This window comes from Brevibacillus sp. (genome assembly GCF_003521185.1).
In the GTDB taxonomy this organism is placed as follows: domain Bacteria; phylum Bacillota; class Bacilli; order Brevibacillales; family Brevibacillaceae; genus Brevibacillus; species Brevibacillus parabrevis.
Genome location: NZ_DOTK01000071.1, coordinates 1 through 24,709 on the forward strand (window position 1 = coordinate 1; position 24,709 = coordinate 24,709).

Genomic DNA, 24,709 nt, shown 5'->3' on the forward strand with positions numbered 1-24,709 from the left:
CTGGTTCAAAGCTGGCAAATCATTTAATGATAGACTCATCAACGCTTTCGCTGTTCAGTTTTCAAAGAGCATTTTCGCAACAACCATTTCATCTTATCAGGTTGTCCAAGTCGTGTCAACCACTTTTTTAAAGTTGTTTAACGGCGACTTCACTAATCTACCACATACCTCGCAACAAAAGCAAGTGCTTTTTTTGTTCAGGCCGTAATCGATTATGTAGGAAAAAGAAGAACATTGACTACTTTACCACTATACTTTTTTAAATGCAAGTAAAAAATAAAAGCCGTTTGAACAAAATTCAAACGGCTTTGTACTACTCTCGATTCTCGATTAATCACGCGCACGCATATGCGGGAACAGCAATACATCGCGAATAGAAGGAGAATTGGTCAAAAGCATAACCAAACGGTCGATTCCGATACCCAAACCACCTGTTGGCGGCATGCCGTACTCCAGCGCTTCGATGAAATCGTCATCCATTTCATGCGCTTCGTCGTTGCCTGCCGCTTTTTCCAGAAGCTGAGCTTCAAAACGCTCGCGCTGATCGATCGGATCATTCAACTCTGTAAACGCATTGGCATGCTCACGCGCGACGATAAACAGCTCAAAACGGTCTGTAAAGCGAGGGTCCTCATCGTTCTTTTTCGCCAATGGGGAAATCGCTACAGGGTGACCATACACAAACGTAGGCTGAATCAGCGTATGCTCCAGCTTTTGTTCAAAGAACTCATTCACAACGTGTCCAAAAGTATGATGCGGCTCGACAGCTACTCCGTGCTCTTTTGCCAGTGCACGCGCTTCGTCGTCGCTCATTTCCTTCCAGAAATCTACGCCGAGATTTTCCTTGATCAGATCAACCATGTGCACACGGCGCCATTTTGGCGTCAGATCAATCTCGTTGCCTTGGTATTCAATTTTGGTCGTGCCCAATACTTCTTGCGCAATGTGCGCGATCAGCTCTTCTGTCAGGGTCATGATATCCTGGTAGTCGGCATACGCCTCGTACAATTCAATCATGGTGAACTCTGGGTTGTGTCGTGTAGAAATACCCTCGTTCCGATATACACGGCCGATTTCATACACTTTTTCCAGTCCGCCCACGATCAGTCGTTTCAAATGCAGCTCAATCGCAATACGCATGTACAACTGCATGTCCAACGCATTGTGGTGCGTAATGAACGGACGCGCAGAAGCACCGCCGGCAATCGCGTGAAGAGTTGGCGTCTCCACTTCCAGATAGCCAAGGCTGTCCAAATAACGGCGCATGGAAGTCAAAATGCGGCTGCGCGTAATAAACGTATCGCGCACTTCCGGATTTACGATCAAGTCGACATAGCGCTTGCGGTAGCGCGTCTCGATATCTTTTAAACCATGGTATTTCTCAGGGAGTGGACGAAGCGACTTGGACAGGTACGTGAAATCTTTGGCTTTCACACTAAGCTCGCCTGTTTTTGTTTTGAAAACAACACCACGGATTCCGATCAAATCGCCAATATCGCTGATGTCGAACACTTTGTGCGCTTCTTCGCCAATCGTGTCCTGGCGCACGTAGATTTGAATTTGGCCGGAACGGTCCAAAAGCTGGGCGAAGCTCGCCTTACCCATCGCGCGTTTTGCCATCAGGCGACCGGCGATTGTAACGACGTTTTCTTCGGCTTCCAGTTCTTCCTTGGTCTTGTCGCCAAATGCCTTCACAATATCAGCAGCGTGGTGGGTTTGCTCGAACTTTTTCCCAAATGGATCGAAGCCCCACTCGCGAATTTGATTCATTTTGTCGTGGCGCACTTGAAGAAGCTCGTGCAGCCCTTCCTGTTGCTGATCTTCCTGCTGTAGGTCTTGCTCGTTTGCCATTTTTGTTCACTCCTCTAAAAAATGCCTGATTTAACAGTATTGTACAGGGCACTAAAATAGTGATACGGCGTACCTCACATAAGGTACGCCATGGATAAACTGCTTACAGGTTAATATCGAGAATCTCGTACTGGATCACGCCTGCTGGTACGTTCACGTCTACCACAGCACCTTTGGATTTGCCCAAAAGCGCTTGACCTACAGGAGATTCGTTGGAAATCTTGTTGTTCATCGGGTCGGATTCAGCCGAACCTACAATCGTGTAGTCGACGATGTCGCCAAACTCCAGGTCTTTCAGCTTTACTCTGGAACCTACGCTTACTACGCCTGTGTCCACGTCATCATTCGTGATGATCGTAGCCTTGCGCAGCATTTTTTCCAGCGTCAGAATGCGGCCCTCAATGAACGCCTGCTCATTCTTTGCTTCTTCGTATTCAGAGTTCTCACTGATATCTCCAAAGCTGATCGCTTCTTTAATCCTTGCTGCTACTTCTTTTCGTTTAACCGTTTTCAAATCTTCAAGCTCTTGCTCCAGCTTTGTTAAACCTTCTGGTGTCAGGAAAACTTCTTTTTCAGACATGGTTCAATTCCCCCGTTATTAAAAAATGATTCCATTTGTACTGGGTAAAGTACAAAGGATTATATGTAGTTGTTCTATACAATATACAGCAGAACACAACCAACTTTGAGGGTTCAAAGATAAAGCTGCCAGAGTTGACTGGCAGCTTGGCTCCCAATATTACGGAGTATTATAGGATATGAAGGAACCCTTGTCAATGTCTGGAATAAACAACCAGTTTAGTAACTGACCGCCTCGTCACGAGTCGATTCCAAAGGCTCTTCAAGGTCTCCATCATAGTTCTCCACCCAGTCGACATAGTCAGTCAAAACCCGACGAAGCTCTTCTTCCGTCTCCACAGAGTTTACCAGGTTTTTCGTATGGGTCGAACCGCGCAGCCCCTTCAAATACCATGCTGCGTGTTTGCGCATTTCCAGCACACCTACTCGCGGCCCCTTCAATGCAATCAAACGCTCCGCGTGCAACAAACAGATGTCGATTTTTTCACGCACGGACGGCTCCGCAACCAGTTCTCCTGTCGTCAGGTACTGGATGGTTCGGTACAGCATCCACGGATTGCCGAGTGCAGCGCGTCCGATCATGACGCCGTCGCAACCCGTCGTATCGAGCATGCGGCGAGCGTCCTCTGGTGTCGCCACATCACCGTTGCCGATAACCGGGATGGAAACAGCTTCCTTCACTCGTCCGATCCAGCTCCAGTCCGCCTGACCCTTGTACATTTGCACGCGAGTCCGACCGTGGACGGCGATGGCTTTGCCGCCTGCACGCTCAACCGCCTTGGCGTTTTCCAGGACATACAAGTGCTCTTCATCCCAGCCCAGTCGCATTTTGACCGTAACCGGCTTTTCGACAGCATCGACAACAGCCGATACTACCTCGTAAATTTTGTCCGGGTCGAGCAACAGGCGAGCACCTGCATCACAGCTCGTAATTTTCGGAACAGGACACCCCATGTTGATGTCGATAATGTCTGCGTTCGTATGTTGATCTACATACTTCGCCGCTGGAACGAGCGTTTCCTTGTCACCGCCAAAAATCTGCAAGCTCAGCGGTTTCTCGCGTTCGTCGACATACAGCATGTCGATGGTCTTTTTATTGCCGTGCACGATGCCTTTGTCGCTGACCATCTCCGCACAGACAAGTCCTGTCCCAAATTCTTTCGCAATCAAACGAAAAGCAGGGTTGCAAACACCTGCCATCGGGGCGAGAACCACGTTATTTTTCAGTTCAATATTTCCGATTTTCATCTATTTCGACCTCCTATTCCCGATATGCGGGGTCTTGGAGAGGTGAGACTCATCCAAACTGCCTATCCTTTATTTTATAGCACATAATTCTTCATAGTCGACCTGTAAAGTGCTGGCGATCTTGCGCAGTACAGGTTCTGTCGGCGTGCGAGTCCCCCGCTCCAGCGATCCGACGAACGACAGCGACACTCCCAGCTTTTCCGAAAGGGACTGCTGTGTATACCCTTTTAACTTCCGAAAGGATCTGATCCGATTTCCCAGTTGATTGCTCCCCACTCTCGTACCCCCTTGTGATCTTCTGCCAATAAGGAAAGATAATGGTCAATGGTCTGGCTGTAACCAGGCAAAGCATCGCCCTCCCAAATGTCTCGCAACGGAACCAGCACAAAAGCGCGCTCGCTCAAACCAGGGTGCGGGATAACCAGATGCTCCAGCGACACACTGGAGGTGCCATACAAAAGGAGGTCAATATCAATCGTACGCGGCCCCCAACGAATGGTTCGAACGCGACCCAGAACGCGCTCTACCGACAAAGCCGCATCCAATAGCTGCTCGGGAGAAAGGGCTGTCTCTATCGCCACAGCCATATTCAAAAACGCCTCTTGCTCGACGTAGCCGAACGGCTCTGTCTCATAAACAGCGGATACGCGCAAAACCCGGATTCCCGGCTGTTCGTTCAGCTTCTGGATCGCCTGACGCAAATTTTCCGCACGATGGCCCTGGTTTGATCCAAGCCCCAGATACGCTACCACACTCATGAAGCAAAATCCTCTCTTCTACGCGTCATTTCAATGGCAACCGACTCATAGTGGCCGTTGATCGGAGGATTGGGCTTGGTCACCTTTACTTTGGCTTCTTGCAACGGAAAAGTCGTCAAAAGTTGCTCGGCAATTACAGCAGTCAGCTTTTCAACCAGATTGAACCGTTCGCCCTCGACAATTTTTTGCACACAAGTAAAAATATCGGCGTAATTGACGGTATGCTGCAGATCATCGCTTGCCCCTGCCTGCGACAAGTCGACAAGAAGCTCCAAATCGACATAAAAACGCTGACCCAGCTCGGCTTCTGCGCCAAAGACACCATGATAGCCATAAAACGACATGCCATTAAAATAAATTTTGTCCATCATTAAATGCCCCCCTTCATCATCGCATCCATCATCTTGGTGACCCGTTTCATCTCTTTTACATCGTGCACCCGAACCATATGGCAGCCTTTGGCTACGCCCAGGGCAACAGTCGCTGCCGTGCCCTCTACCCGTTCCTCTACTGGCAAGTCGAGGACATGCCCGATCATCCGCTTGCGCGAGGTCGCGAGCAGAACCGGATAGCCGAGAGCAACCAGATCATCGAGTCTGCGCATGGTTTCGAGGTTTTGCTCGACCGTTTTGACAAAGCCGATCCCCGGATCGAGAATAATCTGTTCCTCACGCACACCCGCGCGCAAGGCAATCTGTACGGATTCTCGCAAATCTCTGACATAATCGGAGAAAAAGTGCTGGTAGTCGGTGTCAGGGCGGTTGTGCATCAAAATGATTGGCACGCCGCTCTTCGCAGCTACTTCGGCCATGCGCGGATCGCGCTTTGCTCCCCAAACGTCGTTGATGATATGCGCCCCAGCGTCCAGTGCGCGCTCCGCCACCGCCGCCTTGTATGTATCAATCGAAAGAGGAACCGACAGCTCCTTTGTCAAAAGCCGAATGACAGGCAGCACCCGATCCAGCTCCTCAGCCTCTTCTACAGGCATCGCTCCCGGGCGTGTCGATTCGCCGCCGATGTCAATGACATCCGCCCCTGCCTCCACCATGGCGCGCGCCTGCGACAAAGCTTGCTCCACATCCACAAAACGGCCGCCGTCGGAAAAGGAGTCGGGCGTTACATTCAAAATCCCCATCACCAATGTGCGCTCGCCAAGCGGAAGTGTGTACTGTCCGCAGTCCAGCTTTTGTCTGGCTCGAAGGCGAGACGGCAGCGCCAAAATCTCCCGTACCTCTGCCGCCACCGCGCCAGACTCGCCAGCGCTTTTTTCCAGCTGTTGCAGGGCCTGCTCCAACTGCTTGTGGCCCGCGAGCAAAAGCATCCGTTTTCGCTCAATCGTACCCGGTTGCCCAGACACAACCGCCTCGGCCCCGGTCGCGAGCATGTTCTGCCGCACTTGTTCGGCAAGCTCGCTGCTCATGTTTTCCACATGGATCATCAAACCTGCTCGCCACTCAGCCAACTGTTCAGCCAAATGGCCAAAAACGCCCCGATCGGCAAGCTCCGCAATCATTTCGTCGACGGTTGCCGCATGGATTCGAAATGGATTGTACTTCATGGACCTACTCCCTTTTTCCGTCTTCGCATGTTGATTAGTAGCATACCATAATTTACATGAAGGTCGCTACAGACTGACGGTAGGCGAGGTGCAGTTCGTTCGTGTATTTCCCGTAGACCGCTGGAACGAAAGTCCCGTCCACCTCCAGCACAGGCACGATTTCCTGCACAGAGTTGGTCGTAAATACTTCATCCGCCGCAAGCAGGTCTTCCAGCCGATACCGTCCTTCTGCTGTCGGGATCGCCAATTGCTCGGCCAAGCGCAAAACATGGCGGCGAGTCACCCCATCGAGAATGCCCGTATCCAGAGAAGGGGTGAACAGATGCCCGTCCCTGACCCAGAAAAGATTGCTGACGATGCCTTCCGCGAGAAAACCGTCGTGCGTCAAAAACAGCCCTTCCGTATCCGTGCGCGCCCCCAGCTCCTGGCGAGCCAATGCGTTGTTGAGGTAGTTGTGCGATTTAAACCGCTGGTGCCCCTCCGCCGTCTGGCGCGGCAATGCCAACGTCTGGAGACGCTTCGGCTTGGGCGGCACCTCAAGCGCGGCAACCGGCTTGGCAAATACAAACAAAGATGGGCGCTCGTAGCCGCCAGCTACCAAGCCTACCCCTTCCGGCCCCGCCGTGACGCTGAGACGTACATACGCGTCCCTCAGTCCGTTCGCTTCGACGGTTTGCCTGATGGCATCCGCCAGCTCTTCTTTTGACCAGACAAGCTTGATTTGCAACGCCAAAAGCCCGGAACTCAGCCGGGCAAAATGGTCGTCCCACAGAAACAGTTTGCCATCGTATACGCGCAACGTTTCAAACAGACCGATGCCATACAAAAAACCGTGATCCAAAATCGATACACTCGCCTCATGAGCCGGACAAATTGTCCCGTTTGCATAAATGTGCATCTGCGCACTCTCCCGATACTATTGTCGAGAGCATCATACCATATTTTCCGGGGAGAGCGCAGATTCGGAAGCACGCTTGCCATGAACAAAGCGCGAGATTGTGATCGAGATTTCGTACAAAACGATCAATGGAACAATCACCATAATATCGGACAAAAAGTCGGGCGGAGTAATCGTAATCGAAATGATCGCCAGCACCAGGTAGGCAGGCTTGCGCATTTTGGCCAATCGATGCGGATTCAAAATGCCCAGATGGCTCAAAAACAGCACGACGACAGGCAGCTCAAACAAAAGTCCAAACGGCAGGCACAAATTCAACATAAAGCTAAAGTAGTCATTTGCCGTAATCACCAGTTCAAAATTCCCGTTTGACAGCCCCAGCACGAATTGGTACATCATCGGAAACAAGACAAAGTAGGCAAAAGACAGCCCGAACAAGAACAACAGAAACAGCGCCGGGATGTACATCAGCGCCACTTTTCTCTCCCGCTCCTCCAATGCCGGAACGACGAATCGCCACGTCTGATAGGCAGCCACAGGAATTGTGACAGCTACCGCGCCAACCGCAGACAACTTTACATAGATTGACAAAATATCACCCGGGCCGAGGATAGCCAGTTTTTCGCCGGAATGATTCGACAACGCCAGGTAAATGTGATCGACAAACAAAAAACAGATGATCATGCCGATGACCAGTGTCGCAGCCACGATCAGCAGTCTGCGGCGCAGATCACTCAGATGCTCCAAAACAGGCATCTCCTGATTCACAAGCTCTCCTCCTTACGCGCTGCGCTGCAAAAAGGCAGTGCGCCAAATGAACGCACCGCCTTTTCCCACGCCGGAATTAGTTGCTTCGTTTTACCGCTTCTTCTCCGACCGCGCCTTTGTCTTTGCCTTCATCGTCGTCCTTGGTCAAATCTCTGGCAGCCGTTTTAAACTCCGTCAGCGTACGACCAAAAGCGCGACCGATCTCCGGCAGCTTGCTCGGCCCGAAAACGATCAGTGCGATGATCAAAATCAAGATCAGTCCAGGAATCCCGATGCTCGATAGCATGGTGCGCTACACTCCTTGTCCTAGAAACCAGTAATGGCAATCACGCTCGGCAAAGCTGCTGCATTTCCGCCTTTTGGCCAATGGCTGGTTGGCTGGCTGTAGTCCTTGAGGTTTTCGCCCGGATGCTGTACCGACAAAAACAGCGTTGTTTCATCAGGCGTAAACCAAGGCCCTGTCATTTCCGCGCCTACCGGAGCAGAGGCAAACTGTGCAGCCTGTCCTTTGTTGTTGCCCGTAGTCGGAATGAAAAATACCCCGTTGTTCCCAAACGATTTGTAAATCCCGCTGTTCATGGAGGAAGAAGAGATGTCCGTAACGACCCACAGGTTGCCTGCGCTGTCAAACGCCATGTTGTCCGGCGCAGCAAAACCGCTTTGCGGACCGCCTGCGGCAAAAATCTCAAACGTGAACTCGCCGCCTGCATGGTTGTTGTCTTTTTCGAACAAACGCACGATTTGCCCGTAGAAGTTGCCATGCTTGTCGTTGTTCGTCAGGGCGATGAACACGGAACCGTCAATCGGATGGACTTCCAGATCTTCAGGGCGATCCATCGGAGTAGCTCCAACCGCTTTGGAAGCTTCGCGGCAATTGACCAAAACGTCAGCCTGGGAAGCAAACAGCAGCTTGCCTTCCGCATTCACGGCTTTTTTCAAAGCGTCATTGGTGGCCAAATCCAGCGCGACCCATTTGCCTTTGCCAAAGTTGGCGACATAAAGCGTCCCTTCCTCCAGCAGCCGGGAATTGCCTTTCCCCGCCTTCGGATCGAACTTCGCTTTGGAAACGTATTTGTACACGTACTGGTCTTTGGCATCATCGCCCATGTATACGACCAGTTGACCTGATGGCGCCAGCACCATGGCAGTATTCTCGTGGGAGAAGCGGCCGAGCGCTGTATGCTTTTTCGGAGTCGACTTCGGATCAAACGGATCTACTTCAATAACCCAGCCATAATGGTTTGCCTCAGGCAGCTTGCAATCGCCTACGACGTCCATGTAGTTTTCCTCACAGGAAAGAACTGTATTCCACAGTGTCACGCCGCCAGAGCAGTTGGCAAACGTCCCGGTTACTTCTTTGGCGATCGAAGCTGCCGGCCCTGTCAGTACGTGTTTGGTCAGCCCGCTGACACGACGGCCGTACTTGGAGTCCGCAACCAGCTTCCACTTGCCTTGTTCCTTTTTGATTTCGATGACAGAGCCGCCCAGCGCGTACAAATACTTTTTGATTTGCTCGGGAGTGCGCTTGTTGTCTTCTGCGTCCGCTTTCAAGTAATCGTATCCGTTCACATAATATTCCAACTCACCTAAATATTCGTGATTTACCCAAAGCAGTCCATGGTCTGATTTGCCCTCGATGGGCAGAAAACAGGTGAAGTCATTGTTGAAGCCAAAAGTGTCGCCAGCCGCGTTGATCTTGTCTCCATAGGAAGCGATCACATCGTACTTGAATCCCTCTGGCAGGACGACGTCGTCTTTCGTTGTCGGATGGATTTCCTTGAACTTCGGGTTGAAATGGTGGTTTTTTGTTTCGAGGCCAAACAGATGATCGGCTGTTTTTCCAGACAAGGTACTCCCTGCTGCCAAGGCAGGGATTCCGGTTGCCATCGATGCCAGTGCTGCTGTACCTGCTCCTAGATAAGTCAAAAACTGTCGACGATTTACATCCATTTCACTCTCTCCTTTTTCGCCATCTTTCGCTTCATTGTACAAGCCGAATGTCGAGAGAGAGTAAACGCTGTATAAAGAGTCTGTAAATGAAAAAACCGCCTGAAATCAGGCGATTTTTGTCGTGTATGCATTCATGATCCTGTCGTATGTCGGGCGTAGGTGGTGAGGAAGTTTTGCAGTAGCTGTTTGCCGTGCTCGGTAATAATCGATTCGGGGTGGAACTGCACGCCCTCAATCGGATATTCCCGATGGCGCAATGCCATGATCTCGCCTTCAGCGGTTCGCGCCGTAATTTCCAGCTCACTCGGGATGGACGCTTCCTCCACAATCAAGGAGTGATAACGTGCCGCTGTAAAAGGGGAAGGAATGCCCTGAAAAATCGTCTGCCCGTCGTGAATGACCTCAGACGTTTTGCCGTGCATCAACCGTTCGGCGCGAATGACTTTTGCTCCAAACACTTGTCCAATCGACTGGTGTCCCAGGCACACTCCCAAAATCGGGATTTTCCCCGCAAAGTGGCGAATGGCCTCCATGCTGATCCCCGCTTCGTTTGGCGTGCACGGGCCAGGCGAGATCATCAAGTAATCGGGAGCCAGCCGCTCGATTTCTTCCAGCGTGATTTTGTCGTTGCGGTACACTTGCAGCTCTTCGCCAAGCTCACCTACGTACTGCACCAGGTTGTACGTAAAGGAATCATAGTTATCGATCATTAAAATCATCTTACTCTCATCTCCTCTCAACTCATCGTTCTCTGCTCGCTAATCTCTAGGGCCTTCCACAACGCTTCTGCCTTTTTCAAAGACTCGGCGTACTCCGCCTCGGGGACAGAGTCGATCACAATGCCTGCTCCTGCCTGCACATGAGCCATTCCATCCTTGACGACCATCGTCCGGATGGCAATATTGACCTCTACATCGCCGTTAAAGCCAAACCAGCCGATTGATCCTGTGTACACGCCACGTTTGACCGGCTCCAGCTCCTCGATGATTTCCATCGTCCGAACTTTTGGCGCTCCGGTAATCGTTCCGCCCGGAAAAGTGGCCGCTACCGCATCGAAAGCATCTTTGCCCTGGGCCAGCTCTCCTTTTACATGGGAGACGATATGCATCACGTGCGAGTATTTCTCCACGACCATGAACTCGCTGACCTCCACGCTGCCAAAACGACAGACGCGGCCCAGGTCATTGCGTTCCAAATCGACCAGCATCACGTGCTCTGCGCGCTCCTTTTCGTTGTCGATCAGCTCACGCGCCAATGCCTCATCCTGCTCATCGGTTTGCCCGCGCGGACGCGTCCCTGCGATCGGGCGTGTATGAACTTCCCCGCCCTTTACCTTCACCAACAGCTCAGGGGAAGCGCTGACCAGCTGAAACTCCGGGAAGCTGAGGTAGCCCATGTAAGGAGACGGATTCAGCTTGCGCAGCACCTGATACACATCCGGCGCCGTCACCTGCATTGGTTTGCTTTGCCGCACAGACAGGTTCACCTGGAAAACGTCGCCTTGGGCGATATACTCCTGAACCCGACGGACGGCATCCTCGAACTGATCTTTGGCAAAAGACACCGCTGCTGGCGTCTCATGAACCAGCGGTCTTTTGCGCAATTGCTCCCAGTCTTCGGCATCCGTCTTCACCACAAGATTTTCCAGTGAATTCAGCCTTTTTGCAAGGCGTTCCTCCGCTCGGCGATAAGTCTCTTCGCTCAACTCTTTTGCAGACAAATGAGTCAGACAGACGATCTCTCGCGTCTGATGATCAAAGACAACAAGGTCTTGCATTATCATAACATACAGGTCTGGCAACTGTAAGTCGTCCGTTGCGATCTCGGGGAGCGTAGGCTCAAAAAAGCGATTCATATCATAGCTGAGATACCCCACTGCGCCACCGGAAAAATCAGGCATATCTGGAACGACTGGCGTGCGATAGCGGGCAAGCAATTTTCGCAATGCATCAAGCGGTTGGTCCGCTTCCACATTTTCTACCTGACCATCGGGGTAAACAGCGATCGTTTCCCCTCGCTGACTGCGCAAGGTAGCTACAGGCTGATAAGCCAAAAACGTGTACCTTCCCACTCGGCCGCTTTCCAAAAGAACAGCATCCTGCATGGACGGCTGCAAGGCAGTCAGCACCTGCCAAGGATCGATTTCGGAAGACCATTTACCGCGAAGAGTAAGAGGAACAAAAGGATATGTCAATGCGTACGACTGGCACTGGGCAAAGGTAGGGAACATCAATTTCGCTTCACGCTCCGGTTTTTTCACTATTTATCCGTTCATTATATAGTCGTCCCAGGCAAAAAGAAAAGACCACGCAGCCAAAATGGCATACCGTGGCCTCCCGTATTTTTTGCCAATCAATCCTCGAATTGGTACAGAGGAGTAGACAGGTAGCGTTCGCCGTTGGATGGGATGATAGCGATGACTTTTTTGCCTTTGCCCAGCTTGGCAGCTACTTGCAAAGCCGCATGGATCGCTGCCCCCGAAGAAATGCCGCCGAGAATGCCTTCCTTGCGAGCTACTTGGCGAGCTGTTTCAAAAGCTTCCTCGTTCTCTACCTTGATGATTTCGTCGTAAATTTGCGTATCAAGAATTTCCGGAACAAAGCCTGCTCCGATTCCTTGAATTTTGTGCGGTCCTGGCTTGCCGCCGGACAATACTGGGGATGCTGCCGGCTCTACGGCAACGATCCGCACGTCTGGGTAGTGCTCGCGCAAGACTTGACCGACACCTGTGATCGTTCCGCCTGTTCCGATCCCGGAAATAAAAGCATCAACGCCGCCAATTTCCTTTGCCTGCTCCAACAGCTCACGCGCTGTCGTATCGCGGTGCACAGCAGGGTTGGCTTTGTTTTTGAATTGTTGCGGAATAAAGTAGGTGCTGTCTTCTTTTGCAAGCTCTTCCGCTTTGCGAATCGCTCCGCCCATTCCTTCGGCACCTGGAGTGAGCACCAGTTCCGCACCATACGCGCGCAGCAAGTTGCGGCGCTCGATACTCATCGTCTCCGGCATGACCAGAATGGCGCGATAGCCTTTTGCAGCAGCGACCATCGCCAGGCCGATTCCTGTATTTCCGCTCGTCGGTTCAATAATCGTATCCCCTGGCTTCAGGCTGCCATCCGCTTCGGCTGCCTCAATCATCGCAAGCGCGATCCGATCTTTCACGCTGCTTCCCGGGTTGAAAAACTCAAGCTTCAAGTAAACATCTGCGATATCTTCGGTGACAACACGATTCAGCTTCACAAGCGGAGTAAATCCAATCAAATCAGTAATGGAATTAGCCACGCGCATATGTCCTGCCCCCTTATATTAATAAGCCGAGTAAAACGCTAGGATTTATTGTCATAATTATATCAACGGTCGCCCATTTGGTCAATGAGGCATTTGCCCAGAAATCTGAACACCTACGGACTCGCGCATCCGCTCCAAAACCACATCGAGAGATTCCACTTGCGCAAAGGCAATTTCCCGGCGCAATTCCTCTTTTACCTCGGCAAAAGTTCTCTGTGTCGCATCCCGCTTCTGCTCCAGGTGATAGATGACGTATTGATCCCCGGTTTTGACCGCTCGGCTATTGTCTTTTGCCTTCAAGCTTTCTATTTCGCTCCACGCTTCATCAGGCAGCTTCGGGTCGCGCAGGGATACCCACCCCAAATCTCCGCCTGTGGTCGCCGTTTTTTGGTCGATCGAGCGTTCCTTGGCGAGAGTCTGGAAATTGGCCCCCTGCTTTAATTCGGCCGCTACCTGCTCCGCTTCTTTTTGGGATGCAACGGCAATTTGATACAGTCGCACCTGCATCGGGCGCGTATACCGATCTGCCCGGCTTTCATATACTTTCATCACTTCGTCGTCACTAACCGAGATATCTTTGGTAGCCAATGTTTGCAGCAGAATTTGATAAGTAATCTCCCGCTTCACCGCATCAAGGCTCGTTCCAGCCTGCTTTTGCAGCGCTTGCTGAAACTCGCTGTCCGTACGGCTGCCATAGCTGTCGCGAATTTGTTCCAGTTCCTGCTCAACCTGTTTCGGATCGGCGCTGACACCCAAGCGCTTCGCCTCCTGAAAAACGACCTCCCGATTGATGAGATCGTTCAGAACCTGCTCCCCGAACTTCTGTTTGAGCGCCGATACATACTCGGCTTCACTGATTTTCACATCTCCGACGATAGCCGCAGGTTGCAGCTTGCCTGACGACTGGAACCAGGCCCAGGTCACGGCAAGCAACAGCAACACGAGCGCCCCAATGAATGCCCACAACCCTTTTACATTGGTCATGCCATCCTCTCCCTTAGTTGACGCCGCGCGATTGTCCTTACATGTCTTTCATGATGTTCTCTAACGCGGCTCTGTCATAGTGATAACGTTCATTGCAAAAATGACAGTGAACTTCCGCTTCGCCCTGCTCTTCAAGAAGACTCTCCATCTCTTCGCGTCCCATGCTGATCAGAGCCTGAACCACCTTGTCCTCGTTGCACTTGCAGTGGAATACAATGTCTGTGCGGCTCAGATACTTAGGCTCGTCCAATACGCGGGCCAAAATTTCCTCCGGCGACAAGCCCTCGCCAATCATGCGGGAAACTTGCGGCAGCTGTCCCAAGCGTTCTTCGATTTTTGCCACGACCTCTTCAGGCGTGTTCGGCAAAAGCTGAAGAATAAAGCCGCCAGCCGCCAAGACGGAGCGGTCATCCGGGTTTACCAGCACACCTACGCCTACCGCTGACGGCGTTTGCTCGGACACGACAAAATAGTAAGTGAGATCTTCCCCGATTTCACCTGAGACAATCGGCGAGCTGCCTTGATAAGGCTCTTTCAGTCCCAAATCTTTTGTCACGTACACAAAGCCTTCCGTTCCAACGGCACGCGCTACATCCAGCTTGCCTTTTTCATTCAGCTCGAAGTGCACTTGCGGGTTGGTAGCGTAGGCAATCCCTTCGCCATCGGCATTGGCCTCAGCGACGATCTGCCCAATCGGACCTCCCCCTTTTATTTTGACAGAGAGGCTCTCGTTTCCTTTTAACATGGCTCCCATCATCAGAGAGACGGTCAAAGTACGTCCTGTCGCTGCCGTTGCCGTGTTCCACATATCGTGGCGGCGGCGCACTTCTTCCACAATATCTGTCGTCCGTGCAGCAAAAGCACGTACGTGTCCGTCAAATCCGGTTGCTCTTATCAAATAATCGCTCATCTGGCGATCCTCCTTCTTGCATCCAATGTTCAAATGGTCTTTATCAGTTTACCACAAGAAGCCAGACGTACGCGCTTTCCACTGGCTAAACGAACACTTGCAGACGATCGCAAAAGCAAAACCCCTTCCAGTAGTAGAAGGGGTCGGTAATGACATCAAGTCAGATAGTCTTTCAGAACTTTCGACGCTTTTTGCGTTCGCAATCGGTCAATCGTCGTCGCTTCAATCTGGCGGATTCGTTCGCGGGTCAGGCCAAACATTTTGCCTACTTCCTCCAGCGTGTACACATGGTCATCATACAGACCGTAGCGCATGGAGATAATCTCTTGTGCCCGCGGGCTAAGCCGCTCCAGCGCTGCATGCATCTGGGAACGCAAGTCCACCTTTTCAATCCAGTCATCCAGCGAGGACAATCCATCGTCCATGATTTCAGCGTAGCTCAGACACTCGTCCTCATGCTCCGCCAGCCATTTTTCGCTGTCCAGTTCGGCATCAATCGACTCCATTTTCATCATCAACGCCTGCTCGATTGCATCGACCTTTTCCAGTGGAATGTCGAGCAGTCCGGCAATTTCGTGTCGATCCGGCGTCCGGTTCAACGCGTGAATCAGATGCAACACTTGCTTTTGATACTGGCGAATTTGCTCATGCATGTGGACAGGAATGCGAATCAACGCACCTTTGTCATTGATTGCGCGGGTGATCGCCTGGGAAATCCACCAGTGCGAGTAATGATAGAGACGTACGCCGCGTCCCACATCAAATTTGTCTATGGCGGTAAACAAACCAATCGTACCTTCCTGAATCAGGTCCAGGAACGGCATGCCTCTTCTCAAATGGCGCAAGGCTGTACTGACAACGTAGCGCAAATAGGCGCGAACAATCGTTTCACGTGCCTCCATGTCGCCATGCTTCTGATAGCGAACCAGGCAAGCCAACTCTTCTTCTTTGTCCAACATGGGTGTTGCAGCGACGCTTTCCAAAAACAGCAAGGCGGACGTGTCAGACCGAAGCGATCTGGGCACCACGATCCCCAGCTGTGTTTCTACTTCCCGCCAACGACTGGGAGTGGAATGGAATGAGGAGGTACTCAAAGTCATATGCAACCCTCACTTCTCTGGAATGGGAGTTCACGATGAAGTTAGGCGAGTTTACGAAGTTGTTTACTGTAACCGTATTTCGACAAAACTTGTTTGATTCCTGCCAGTTTACAGAATATTAACAGTTCTCCCCTTTATGCGTTGTTTGTAAACCTTCCTTAATATAGAGGCGAGCCTGGTCGACAAAAAAGCCATCCCTGAATGCGGGACGGCTGAAGAATCATGTCGAATAGTGTAAAAGGAGTCTGTACTTTACTGATAAAGATGACAGGCAGCAAAATGGTTGGTGTCCACTTCTTGCCACACAGGCTTTTTCTGGGCGCAAACCTCTGTCGCGACAGGGCAACGCGTACGGAACACACAGCCGCTGGGCGGATTGATCGGACTGGGCACGTCGCCTTCGATAATCTTCCGCTCGCGGTTTTTCTCCAGGTCTGGATCGGGAACAGGAATAGCCGACAGCAACGCCTGCGTATACGGATGCTTGGGAGACTCATACAACTTTTCGCTGGTACTCATTTCTACCATGTTGCCCAGGTACATCACACCGATCCTGTCGCTGATATGTTTAACCATGGCAAGATCGTGGGCGATAAACAAATACGTCAAGTTTTGCTCCCGCTGCAAATTTTTCATCAAATTCACAACCTGTGCCTGAACCGATACATCGAGGGCCGAAATCGGCTCATCTGCGATAACGAACTTCGGATTGACGGCAAGTGCGCGGGCAATTCCGATCCGCTGGCGCTGCCCGCCGCTGAACTCATGCGGAAAACGGTTCGCATGCTCCTTTTGCAGGCCCACCATCTCCAGCAGCTCGACGACCCGCTTCATCCGCTCTTTCCCCTTGTAAAGCCCGTTCAATTGCAGACCTTCTCCGATAATTTCGGCGATATTCATCCGCGGATTCAGCGACGCGTACGGGTCCTGAAAAATCATCTGAATGTTTTTCGTAATCTTGCCTCGATCGGCAGCAGAAGCTTTGTGTACGTTCAGCCCGTCAAACAGCACCTCGCCGGAGGTCGGTTGATACAAGCCGATAATCGTACGGCCAGTCGTTGATTTTCCGCAGCCAGATTCGCCTACCAGTCCAAACGTCTCCCCTTCGTAAATGTCAAAGGAGACGTCGTCAGCCGCCTTCAGTGAGAGCCCTTTGCCAAGCGCAAAGGTTTTTGTCAGGTTTCTTACCTGGACCAGCTTTTTTCTTTCCATCTGGCTACTCCTCCCCGTTATCCTTTTACCAGTATCGTCTGGAGATCGCATGTTCCTTTTTCAGCTTGTAGCTGTCGAGCTTGACGATCTCGATGGCGCTTCGCGAATCCGGTGAATGGATCATTTCCCCGTTGCCGATATAAATGCCGACGTGATGGACTCTGCCTCTTCCTTCTTCATAGGCAAAAAACAGCAGGTCACCCGGGAGCAAATCGGCTTTTTCAATCAATTCCCCGGCTCTGGCCTGATCAGAAGCATCGCGCGGAATTTGAATGCCGACAGAGCGGTGCATATTGTAGGCAAAGCCGGAGCAGTCATATCCATATGACGACATGCCGCCCCACAAATAATGCAGATCGAGGAAGCGCTTGCCCGACTCCACAATGGCCTCGCCGCGATTTCCGGTCAGTTCGATCGGCTCGTTTGCCCGCACAATGGCGACATCCGCTTTTGGCAAAAGAGCTTCGCCGTTCGGCACTGCTACTTTCACCCACTCGGAACCGTCTTCTACGAGCGGCAGCTTCGTCAAGAAAGCAAGCTCGATCCCCGGCTCCTGCTCTGTGGAATGCAAATGGGTAAACGCCGCTGTAACCATCGCCAAATTTTGTCCATCCTGCACAGCAAAGGCGGCAGACCACGGACTGAGCTGGCGCGACGGCACCCAACCGGGATAGCCCGTTTCGTTTTTGCTGGTCGTCTGGTCAGGAATCAAAATGTGCGCCCAATCGCCCTGCTCTTCCACTACTTCTACGCGAGTGCCGAACAAAACTTGCGTCTGGATCGCGTTGTTGTCATAAAAGCCGAGCTTTTCCTCAACGGTCAGCGAATCAAGCCAACCGCGCGCATCAACCGGAACAACGAGAGCCGCCTGGTCGATGTCACGGGGAGATTCGGGCTTCGTCCATACAGTTGCGACGGACACGGAGACGATTGCTGGTTTCATTTTCACTCTTCCCCTTCCCACAAACGGATCGAACGAATGCCCAGCCCCGGCGCATCCGGCATCGTCATCACACGGCCATCGTAAGTCACAGCACCATCGATGCCATCATGCAGAAGCATGAGCGGTGCGTCGAAGTCAAAGCGGGTAATATTTTTCTTGCTGGCTGCAAAATGCGCTGCCGCCGAAACAGCCAACCGCGATTCGATCATGCTGCCAACCATGCATGGAATACCGTGTTCTTCGGCCAATTGGTTGATCAATTGCGCTTTGAAAATGCCGCCCGCCTTCATCAGCTTGATGTTAATCATGTCAGCTGCCCGGTTTTGCAAAACTTGCAACGCCTGCGCCGGCGAAAATACACTTTCGTCAGCCATGATCGGCGTATCCACCGAATCCGTAACCCGCTTCAAGCCTTCCAGATCGTGAGCTTTTACAGGCTGTTCAATCAGTTCGATGCCAAGCCCCATGTCCTCCATTTTGCGAATGGATTGAACCGCTTCTTTCACATTCCATCCCTGGTTGGCATCAAGACGAATTTTCACCTGATTGCCCACGGATTTGCGAATCTCCTGGATACGCAAAATATCATCCTCGATGTTGTCCTTGCCCACCTTAATTTTCAAAACGTTAAAGCCTTGGTTCAAATAAGCAGCCGCATCTTCGCCCATCTCTTTTGGCGAATTGACGCTGACAGTATAGTCCGTTTCCAACTGGTCGCGATAGCCTCCGAGAAACTGGTACAGCGGCATTCCCGCCCGTTGGGAAATCAAATCGTACAGCGCAATATCAACTGCTGCCTTCGCGCTTGTATTCCCTACCATCGATTGATGCAAAGTTTGAAATACTCGTTCGTAAGCAAGCAAATTCAGACCGATCAATTGCGGCTTCATCGTGTTCATGATGGCAGATTCGATGCTTTCGATGCTGTCGCCGGTAATGACGACAGTAGCAGAAGCCTCTCCCCACCCTACCATTCCGTTGTCGCAAGTGATTTTCACCAAGACAGATTCCAGACTGTTCACCGTGCGCAAAGCTGTTTTAAAAGGCTTTTTCAAAGGTACAGAGATTCTCTTCACTTCGATGGCTTGAATAATCATGTTTTCCTCCATCTTTTCTAGCACGCATGCTTGCTTTATCTATTTTTTTCGTTGAATCAAACTAAATTATAGCATTATTAAAACATTCGGCAAAAAAGGGGGAGAGTCATTTCATCCGCCTGAAATGACTTCTCCCGGCAAGCATGTTTTACTTCACGACTGCTTTTCGCAAATCGGTATAGCTGAGCGACGAGCTTTGGATTCCGCTGACTTTGTCGCTGGTGAGCAGCGATGTGTTGTAGAAGTACAGCGGCGCTACTGGCGCTTCGTTCAGCAAGATTTTCTCGGCGTCGTGCAGCATTTGCAAACGTTTGGCATCGTCTGGCTCTTTGTACGCGCCTTCAATCAGCTTGTCGTATTCAGGATTGCCCCATCCAGTGCGGTTGCTGCCGTTCTTCGACTGGAAGATGTCCAGGAAGTTGATCGCATCTCCAAAGTCAGGCAACCAGGAGGAACGGGCAATTTGATATTGCAGCTGTTTTTGCATATCGGTCAAAACTTTTCCTTCTACTTTTTGCAGCTTCACATCTACGCCCAGATTTTGCTTCCACATTTCTTGCGCTGCTTGAGCTGTTTTTTCGTTGGCTGTTCCGCTGCGGTAAGTGAGCGTTACTTCTGGCAGCTGAGTATAGCCTTTTTCCTTCATGCCTTGCTCCAGCAGCTTTTTCGCTTCAGCGGCATCGAACTTCACCAAGTCTCCGCCCACTTGACGGAAATCGCCCGAACCGTTGGCGTCTGGCAAGCCGAAGGAAACGAATCCGGTTCCCGGTTTTTGCTGGCGCATCAACACGAGGTCTACCAATGTTTGACGGTCAATTGCCAAGCTGAACGCTTTGCGAATGTTGACGTTGTCAAACGGCTCTTTTGTCACGTTGAAACGGTAGAACTCTGTGCCTGCGCCATCTTTTACGTATACTTTGCCATCTTTGAACAACTGGTCAGCCATATCCGCCGGAACGGTTGTGGTTCTGTGCAGCTCTTCATTCGTGAACATTTGGTACTCGGTATTTTCATCATCGATCATTTTCCAGACAGCGCCCGGCAACGTTACGTTTGCCGCATCCCAGTAGTTCTCGCTTTTCATCATTTTCAATTCGCTGTCATGCTTCCACTCGGTCAGCTTGAACGGCCCGTTGCCCACAAAAGTGCTCGCTTCGGCAGCCCATTTTGGATCTTTTTCCACCGTCGCCTTGTGAACCGGGAAGAACGCCGGATTAGAAGCGAGAAGCAATGTCCAGGAAGCTGGCTGTGCCAAAACAACTTCCAGTGTCTTATCATCCAACGCTTTTACTTTCACACCGTCTACAGGACCTTTTCCGCTGTTGTACGCTTCGGCCCCTTCGATAATGAAAGCGAGGAAGGCAGCTGGAGATGCCAGCGCCGGGTCGAGCATGCGTTTCCAGGCGTATTCAAAGTCTTGCGCCTTTACCGGCTCGCCGTTGCTCCATTTGTTATCGCGCAAGGTGAACGTATATGTCTTGCCATCCTCGGAAACTTTCCACTCGGAAGCTGCCGCAGGCTGAGGCTTCTGGTTCTCATCCAGTCGCGTCAAACCTTCCATCAAGTTGTTCAAAATGTTGTAGGATGGCTCGTCAAAGCCGACTGGCGGGTCGAGCGAGGTAGGCTCCTTGATGTTGTTCAAAAGCAAAAGCTTGGCTGCCTGATCTCCCGGTGCAGGAGTCTGCTGGTTGTTGGTCGCCAGTGGTGCCGATTCATTGTTCGCTGGCGCTTGACCCGAACTACACCCGGTTACGAACATGGAAACAGCAAGCGAAGCGGAAAGCAAAATAGTCGATAGTTTTTTCACTGTTTCTTCCCCCTTATGATTTTTTTATATGTCGTAAAAGGATAGCGCCGATAGACGACACCCTCTTTTACACCAGATAACCAACTCTTTTGCCCATGCGCCCATGCCTGTAGCTGTGCTCGTTAGGTTCCTGTAGGAGCCTGCATGGCGGCCAGCATTTTTTTCGCTCGCGGATCTTGCAGCCAACAGGATACCGAGTGCTTGCCGTGGACATTCGACTCGGCTGGCTGATAATTCCGGCAAACTTCCAGCGCATAGTCGCAACGAGCAGCAAACGCACAACCGAGCGGCGGCGCAAACAAATCGGGCGGCGTTCCTGGAATTGGGCTGAGCGGTATGGAGCGATCCGCGTCCAGCCGCGGCATGGAAGCAAGCAGTCCTTTTGTGTACGGATGCTGTGGATTGTAGAAAATATCTTGCACAGGTCCAGACTCGACCACTTTTCCCGCGTACATGACGTTGACTCGATCCGCGATTTTGGCGACTACGCCCAGATCATGCGTAATGATGATGATAGATACACCTGTTTTTTGCTGAATGCTTTTGAACAGGTCAATGATTTGCGCCTGGATGGTCACGTCGAGCGCGGTCGTAGGCTCATCCGCAATGAGAATAGAAGGTCTACAGACAAGCGCTATGGCAATCATGATCCGCTGGCGCATCCCGCCGCTGAATTGATGCAGGTACTGCTTCAGACGGCTTTCCGGGTTGGCGATCCCCACCAGCGTCAAAATCTCGACAGCTTGCCGCCGCGCTTCGCTCTTGCCGACTTTTTGATGGCGAATGATTCCTTCCATGATCTGCTCGCCGATGGAAATGGTCGGATTGAGCGAGGTCATCGCATCCTGAAAGATCATGGAGATTTCTTTTCCGCGTATCTCGCGCATTTCTTTTTCCGGCAGCTTTGCCAAATCTTTGCCTTTGAACATGACGCTGCCACCAGCAATTTTTCCGATATGCTCCGGAATCAGCCGCATGATGCTCTTGGCCGTAACGCTTTTGCCACAGCCAGACTCTCCGACGATGGCAAGCGTCTCCCCTTTGTTCATGGAAAAGCTCACATCACGAACCGCATTCACTTCCCCGCCGTGCGTCTTGAACGTGACACGCAGACCGCTTACCTCCAGCAATTTTTCCGTTTTGTCCATGCCGTCTACCTCCTTGCCTTAGGATCGAACGCATCGCGCAATCCATCACCGAGCACGTTGAACGCAAGCATCGTCAATGAAATGAAGAAAGCCGGGAAAAAGAGCCTCCACCAATGCCCTGACAAAATCGTCGAGAGTCCGTCATTGGCCATCACGCCCCAACTCGCCATCGGAGCCTGCACGCCCAAGCCGAGAAAGCTGAGGAACGCTTCCCCAAAGATCGCGGATGGAACAGACAAAGTGACATAGACAATAATGATGCCTATTGTATTCGGCAAAAGGTGTTTGCGAATGATGTAAAAAGGCTTCGCTCCCATCGTTTTTGCCGCCAGCACGTACTCCGAGTTTTTCATCTGAAGCACCTGACCGCGCACGGTACGGGCCATCCCAATCCAGCCAGTCGCGCTCAAAGCGATGATAATCGTGCCAAGCCCAGGTCCCATAACGACCATCAGCAAAATAACGACCAACAAATAGGGCAATCCATACAGGATATCGACGAAGCGCATCATGATGTTATCGACCCGGCCTCCCATATACCCAGCGATACCGCCATACAAGACACCGATAAAAAAGTCGATCAGTGCTGCCATGAAACCAACGAACAAGGAAATGCGCGCCCCGTACCATACGCGGGTGAACACATCGCGCCCGAAATCGTCCGTACCAAACCAGTACGTCCCAGACGGCGCTTTATTTTTCATGATTATTGATTGCTTGGAGTATTCATGTCCTGAAATCATCGGACCGATCGTTGCCATAACCCCGAGAACAATAATGATGACGAGTCCCATCAACGCAAGCTTGTTCCCTTTCAGTCTCTGCCAGGCTCCCTGCCAAAATGTCAGTTGAGGTCGCACAATCGCTTCCGAATTGAGGTTGTCTTTGCGCATTGGAATAAACAAGTCGTCAGAAACGATCATCCTTCGCTCTCCTTTCGATGCAGCTTGATTCGCGGATCAATAATGCCGTACAAAACATCGACGACGAACATCAAGAAAATCAAGAGGGCGCTGTAGAACACAGTAGTTCCCATGATCACGGAATAGTCGCGGTTGATGATGCCCGCCACGAAATACTTGCCCATGCCGGGAATGGCAAAGATTTTTTCAATGACAAAGCTCCCCGTCAAAACATTGGCGATCAGCGCCCCCAGCAAGGTGACGACAGGCAAAATGGCGTTGCGCAATGCATGCTTGATCACGATTGTCGCAGGCTTTAATCCTTTTGCTTTGGCCGTCTCGATATACTCCTGCGTCAATACCTCCAGCATGTTCGTACGCGTCAGGCGGGCAATAATCGCAATCGGGCCAAACGCCAGCGCCAGTGCCGGCATAACTACGTGCTGCCAGCTGCCCCAAGTCGCTGTCGGGAGAAGCTTCCACTCCACCGCCAAATACTTGATCAGCAAAGGCGCAACTACGAAGCTCGGTATGGATATCCCGAGAACCGCAATGATCATCGCTGCGTAATCGATCAAACGGTTGTGGCGCAATGCGGCAATCACGCCCAGCCCTACTCCTGAAATAATCGCAAAGAGAACAGCAATCAGTCCGAGTTGAAACGAAACCGGAAAACCGCGAGCAATCATTTTGTTGACGGTATCCGCACTGTTCGCAGTAGATGGCCCCAAATCAAATTGCACCAGCTTTTGCAAATACAGACCGTATTGGACAAAGAGCGGCTTATCCAGGTTGTAGTAAGCGTTGAGATTTTGCGCCACGGTCTCGTTCAGCGCTTTTCCCTCTTTTTCAAAAGGAGATCCGGGCACAGCATGCATCAGAAAAAAAGTAACGGTAATAATGAGCCACAACGTAACGATCATGGAGATGAATCTGCGGAAGACAAAAGATAGCAAGGAATCTCCTCCTTTAATCAAAATCCGGCAAAAAGGTTGATGGGCAAAAAGCTGTCGTTCGCATCCCGGTTGGAAAATGTCTTTCCTTTCCGTATAAGCAAAAAACCCAGCAAATGCGCGATTATCATGGCATTTGCTGGGTTTTACTTACGTGTATGCCGTGCATACGAATAAATAAAGCAGCTTGTGTGTATTCAATTCACTTGGTGACTTCTGCTTTACTTCTCGTGGAAACAGCTTGTTTGTACTTCTTCTGTGCATCCTTGAAGGCAGCAATCAATGTCTTTTGCGAAGATCCAAAATATCGATAGCGAATTTCTTCCCCAATCGCCTCCGACGCAAAGATGGAATGACCGATAAAAATGGATCGGGCAAAATCAGACGTCAGCTGCACCGTAGACGAACAAGCCGCATCTACGATTTTGTCGTTGGTAGTGTCAACGACAAGCCCAATAAAGAAGGCGCTGAACTGCTGCGTAATCGGATTGTTGGACGAAGATTGCGCGTCACCTACGATATAAATGGTATCCTTATCAAACAAGTGGAAAACCCCGCTTTTACTATGCTTAACGGGCCGGCCATGCGGGACGTTTGGAGTGCTACCTCCTTACAATCGCAAGCTGGCTAAGCACTTTCTTACATAGTACCAGACAAATTCGCAATTTGTAAATAAGTCTGACTAATCTTTCGTTTGTTTGGTGAATATGTTCGTATAATGCACGCAGACTGAAAATCGGAGGTTATTTTTCAGGTTT

26 protein-coding genes are annotated in these 24,709 nt (G+C 51.2%); 1 reads left to right on the forward strand and 25 read right to left on the reverse strand.

Annotation, left to right across the window (positions count from 1 at the left end; all coding sequences use genetic code 11):
* The coding region (locus DEP07_RS21360; protein WP_287102988.1) for a hypothetical protein at nucleotides 1-208 on the forward strand (208 nt) is incomplete at its 5' end.
* Nucleotides 209-330: 122 nt separating this feature from the next.
* On the opposite strand, the gene lysS is transcribed toward DEP07_RS21360, so the two are convergent.
* The 25 genes from lysS to DEP07_RS21485 all read right to left on the reverse strand — a co-directional run bounded on the left by lysS (nucleotide 331) and on the right by DEP07_RS21485 (nucleotide 24,495).
* Nucleotides 331-1,851, reverse strand: coding sequence for a lysine--tRNA ligase (gene lysS / locus DEP07_RS21365; protein WP_173599989.1), 1,521 nt, complete (start codon nucleotides 1,849-1,851; stop codon nucleotides 331-333).
* A 103-nt stretch (nucleotides 1,852-1,954) separates the two neighbouring features.
* Complete coding sequence (gene greA, locus DEP07_RS21370; protein ID WP_063227480.1) at nucleotides 1,955-2,431, reverse strand: transcription elongation factor GreA; 477 nt, start codon at nucleotides 2,429-2,431, stop codon at nucleotides 1,955-1,957.
* A gap of 218 nt (nucleotides 2,432-2,649) precedes the next feature.
* Nucleotides 2,650-3,678 carry a tRNA dihydrouridine synthase DusB gene (gene dusB / locus DEP07_RS21375; protein WP_122966726.1) on the reverse strand — a complete coding sequence of 343 codons (1,029 nt, stop codon included), beginning with the start codon at nucleotides 3,676-3,678 and terminating at the stop codon, nucleotides 2,650-2,652.
* A 69-nt stretch (nucleotides 3,679-3,747) separates the two neighbouring features.
* Nucleotides 3,748-3,954: a helix-turn-helix domain-containing protein gene (locus DEP07_RS21380; protein WP_083955635.1), complete on the reverse strand. Its 207-nt coding sequence runs from the start codon at nucleotides 3,952-3,954 to the stop codon at nucleotides 3,748-3,750.
* Nucleotides 3,906-4,436: a 2-amino-4-hydroxy-6-hydroxymethyldihydropteridine diphosphokinase gene (gene folK / locus DEP07_RS21385; protein WP_287102989.1), complete on the reverse strand. Its 531-nt coding sequence runs from the start codon at nucleotides 4,434-4,436 to the stop codon at nucleotides 3,906-3,908. Before folK ends, DEP07_RS21380 begins: the two co-directional genes overlap by 49 nt.
* Nucleotides 4,433-4,804 carry a dihydroneopterin aldolase gene (folB, locus tag DEP07_RS21390; RefSeq protein WP_063227483.1) on the reverse strand — a complete coding sequence of 124 codons (372 nt, stop codon included), beginning with the start codon at nucleotides 4,802-4,804 and terminating at the stop codon, nucleotides 4,433-4,435. Before folB ends, folK begins: the two co-directional genes overlap by 4 nt.
* Nucleotides 4,805-4,806: 2 nt before the next feature.
* Complete coding sequence (gene folP / locus DEP07_RS21395) at nucleotides 4,807-5,994, reverse strand: dihydropteroate synthase (protein WP_254223495.1); 1,188 nt, start codon at nucleotides 5,992-5,994, stop codon at nucleotides 4,807-4,809.
* A gap of 52 nt (nucleotides 5,995-6,046) precedes the next feature.
* Nucleotides 6,047-6,892: an aminodeoxychorismate lyase gene (gene pabC, locus DEP07_RS21400; protein WP_122966728.1), complete on the reverse strand. Its 846-nt coding sequence runs from the start codon at nucleotides 6,890-6,892 to the stop codon at nucleotides 6,047-6,049.
* A gap of 33 nt (nucleotides 6,893-6,925) precedes the next feature.
* Entirely contained in the window at nucleotides 6,926-7,660 is a 735-nt protein-coding gene (tatC, locus tag DEP07_RS21405) for a twin-arginine translocase subunit TatC (protein WP_122966729.1), read from the reverse strand.
* 76 nt (nucleotides 7,661-7,736) lie between these two features.
* Nucleotides 7,737-7,946 (reverse strand): twin-arginine translocase TatA/TatE family subunit, encoded by a 210-nt coding sequence (gene tatA / locus DEP07_RS21410; protein ID WP_173598161.1) that lies wholly within the window; start codon nucleotides 7,944-7,946, stop codon nucleotides 7,737-7,739.
* Between the two features lie 20 nt (nucleotides 7,947-7,966).
* Complete coding sequence (locus DEP07_RS21415) at nucleotides 7,967-9,610, reverse strand: PhoX family protein (RefSeq protein ID WP_173599985.1); 1,644 nt, start codon at nucleotides 9,608-9,610, stop codon at nucleotides 7,967-7,969.
* A 131-nt stretch (nucleotides 9,611-9,741) separates the two neighbouring features.
* On the reverse strand, nucleotides 9,742-10,329 hold the full coding sequence (gene pabA / locus DEP07_RS21420; RefSeq protein WP_280649334.1) for an aminodeoxychorismate/anthranilate synthase component II: 588 nt from the start codon (nucleotides 10,327-10,329) through the stop codon (nucleotides 9,742-9,744).
* 17 nt (nucleotides 10,330-10,346) lie between these two features.
* Nucleotides 10,347-11,840, reverse strand: a complete 1,494-nt coding sequence (locus tag DEP07_RS21425; protein ID WP_280649336.1) for an anthranilate synthase component I family protein — start codon at nucleotides 11,838-11,840, stop codon at nucleotides 10,347-10,349.
* Nucleotides 11,841-11,962: 122 nt separating this feature from the next.
* The gene (gene cysK / locus DEP07_RS21430) at nucleotides 11,963-12,895 is read right to left on the reverse strand and encodes a cysteine synthase A (RefSeq protein ID WP_122966733.1); all 933 of its coding nucleotides are present in this window, start codon (nucleotides 12,893-12,895) and stop codon (nucleotides 11,963-11,965) included.
* An 81-nt stretch (nucleotides 12,896-12,976) separates the two neighbouring features.
* Complete coding sequence (locus DEP07_RS21435; protein WP_280649333.1) at nucleotides 12,977-13,879, reverse strand: peptidyl-prolyl cis-trans isomerase; 903 nt, start codon at nucleotides 13,877-13,879, stop codon at nucleotides 12,977-12,979.
* A gap of 37 nt (nucleotides 13,880-13,916) precedes the next feature.
* Nucleotides 13,917-14,789, reverse strand: a complete 873-nt coding sequence (hslO, locus tag DEP07_RS21440) for an Hsp33 family molecular chaperone HslO (RefSeq protein WP_122966735.1) — start codon at nucleotides 14,787-14,789, stop codon at nucleotides 13,917-13,919.
* 155 nt (nucleotides 14,790-14,944) lie between these two features.
* Nucleotides 14,945-15,889, reverse strand: coding sequence for a sigma-70 family RNA polymerase sigma factor (locus tag DEP07_RS21445; protein WP_122966736.1), 945 nt, complete (start codon nucleotides 15,887-15,889; stop codon nucleotides 14,945-14,947).
* Nucleotides 15,890-16,141: 252 nt separating this feature from the next.
* A complete protein-coding gene (locus DEP07_RS21450) occupies nucleotides 16,142-17,101 on the reverse strand; it encodes an ABC transporter ATP-binding protein (RefSeq protein ID WP_122966737.1) in 960 nt (319 codons plus the stop codon).
* 25 nt (nucleotides 17,102-17,126) lie between these two features.
* Nucleotides 17,127-18,044 carry a C40 family peptidase gene (locus tag DEP07_RS21455; RefSeq protein ID WP_287102990.1) on the reverse strand — a complete coding sequence of 306 codons (918 nt, stop codon included), beginning with the start codon at nucleotides 18,042-18,044 and terminating at the stop codon, nucleotides 17,127-17,129.
* A gap of 2 nt (nucleotides 18,045-18,046) precedes the next feature.
* On the reverse strand, nucleotides 18,047-19,141 hold the full coding sequence (locus tag DEP07_RS21460; protein WP_122966739.1) for a dipeptide epimerase: 1,095 nt from the start codon (nucleotides 19,139-19,141) through the stop codon (nucleotides 18,047-18,049).
* 148 nt (nucleotides 19,142-19,289) lie between these two features.
* Nucleotides 19,290-20,948 carry a peptide ABC transporter substrate-binding protein gene (locus tag DEP07_RS21465; protein ID WP_287102991.1) on the reverse strand — a complete coding sequence of 553 codons (1,659 nt, stop codon included), beginning with the start codon at nucleotides 20,946-20,948 and terminating at the stop codon, nucleotides 19,290-19,292.
* 122 nt (nucleotides 20,949-21,070) lie between these two features.
* Nucleotides 21,071-22,096: an ABC transporter ATP-binding protein gene (locus DEP07_RS21470; RefSeq protein ID WP_122966741.1), complete on the reverse strand. Its 1,026-nt coding sequence runs from the start codon at nucleotides 22,094-22,096 to the stop codon at nucleotides 21,071-21,073.
* 5 nt (nucleotides 22,097-22,101) lie between these two features.
* A complete protein-coding gene (locus DEP07_RS21475) occupies nucleotides 22,102-22,989 on the reverse strand; it encodes an ABC transporter permease (RefSeq protein WP_370641100.1) in 888 nt (295 codons plus the stop codon).
* 26 nt (nucleotides 22,990-23,015) lie between these two features.
* Nucleotides 23,016-23,954: an ABC transporter permease gene (locus tag DEP07_RS21480; protein WP_063227499.1), complete on the reverse strand. Its 939-nt coding sequence runs from the start codon at nucleotides 23,952-23,954 to the stop codon at nucleotides 23,016-23,018.
* Nucleotides 23,955-24,153: 199 nt separating this feature from the next.
* Entirely contained in the window at nucleotides 24,154-24,495 is a 342-nt protein-coding gene (locus DEP07_RS21485) for a DUF3870 domain-containing protein (RefSeq protein ID WP_063227500.1), read from the reverse strand.
* Nucleotides 24,496-24,709: the final 214 nt, after the last annotated feature.

Bases quoted from the DNA above. Each gene is read 5' to 3' on its own strand.
- pabC (WP_122966728.1), bottom strand. From the start codon at position 6,892: ATGCACATTTATGCAAACGGGACAATTTGTCCGGCTCATGAGGCGAGT.
- lysS (WP_173599989.1), bottom strand. From the start codon at position 1,851: ATGGCAAACGAGCAAGACCTACAGCAGGAAGATCAGCAACAGGAAGGG.
- hslO (WP_122966735.1), bottom strand. From the start codon at position 14,789: ATGAGCGATTATTTGATAAGAGCAACCGGATTTGACGGACACGTACGT.
- DEP07_RS21455 (WP_287102990.1), bottom strand. From the start codon at position 18,044: ATGAAACCAGCAATCGTCTCCGTGTCCGTCGCAACTGTATGGACGAAG.
- DEP07_RS21435 (WP_280649333.1), bottom strand. From the start codon at position 13,879: ATGACCAATGTAAAAGGGTTGTGGGCATTCATTGGGGCGCTCGTGTTG.
- DEP07_RS21475 (WP_370641100.1), bottom strand. From the start codon at position 22,989: ATGCGCAAAGACAACCTCAATTCGGAAGCGATTGTGCGACCTCAACTG.
- folB (WP_063227483.1), bottom strand. From the start codon at position 4,804: ATGGACAAAATTTATTTTAATGGCATGTCGTTTTATGGCTATCATGGT.
- folK (WP_287102989.1), bottom strand. From the start codon at position 4,436: ATGAGTGTGGTAGCGTATCTGGGGCTTGGATCAAACCAGGGCCATCGT.
- DEP07_RS21415 (WP_173599985.1), bottom strand. From the start codon at position 9,610: ATGGATGTAAATCGTCGACAGTTTTTGACTTATCTAGGAGCAGGTACA.
- cysK (WP_122966733.1), bottom strand. From the start codon at position 12,895: ATGCGCGTGGCTAATTCCATTACTGATTTGATTGGATTTACTCCGCTT.
- tatA (WP_173598161.1), bottom strand. From the start codon at position 7,946: ATGCTATCGAGCATCGGGATTCCTGGACTGATCTTGATTTTGATCATC.
- greA (WP_063227480.1), bottom strand. From the start codon at position 2,431: ATGTCTGAAAAAGAAGTTTTCCTGACACCAGAAGGTTTAACAAAGCTG.
- DEP07_RS21450 (WP_122966737.1), bottom strand. From the start codon at position 17,101: ATGGAAAGAAAAAAGCTGGTCCAGGTAAGAAACCTGACAAAAACCTTT.
- folP (WP_254223495.1), bottom strand. From the start codon at position 5,994: ATGAAGTACAATCCATTTCGAATCCATGCGGCAACCGTCGACGAAATG.
- DEP07_RS21470 (WP_122966741.1), bottom strand. From the start codon at position 22,096: ATGGACAAAACGGAAAAATTGCTGGAGGTAAGCGGTCTGCGTGTCACG.
- pabA (WP_280649334.1), bottom strand. From the start codon at position 10,329: ATGATTTTAATGATCGATAACTATGATTCCTTTACGTACAACCTGGTG.
- DEP07_RS21445 (WP_122966736.1), bottom strand. From the start codon at position 15,889: ATGACTTTGAGTACCTCCTCATTCCATTCCACTCCCAGTCGTTGGCGG.
- dusB (WP_122966726.1), bottom strand. From the start codon at position 3,678: ATGAAAATCGGAAATATTGAACTGAAAAATAACGTGGTTCTCGCCCCG.
- DEP07_RS21460 (WP_122966739.1), bottom strand. From the start codon at position 19,141: ATGATTATTCAAGCCATCGAAGTGAAGAGAATCTCTGTACCTTTGAAA.
- DEP07_RS21425 (WP_280649336.1), bottom strand. From the start codon at position 11,840: ATGTTCCCTACCTTTGCCCAGTGCCAGTCGTACGCATTGACATATCCT.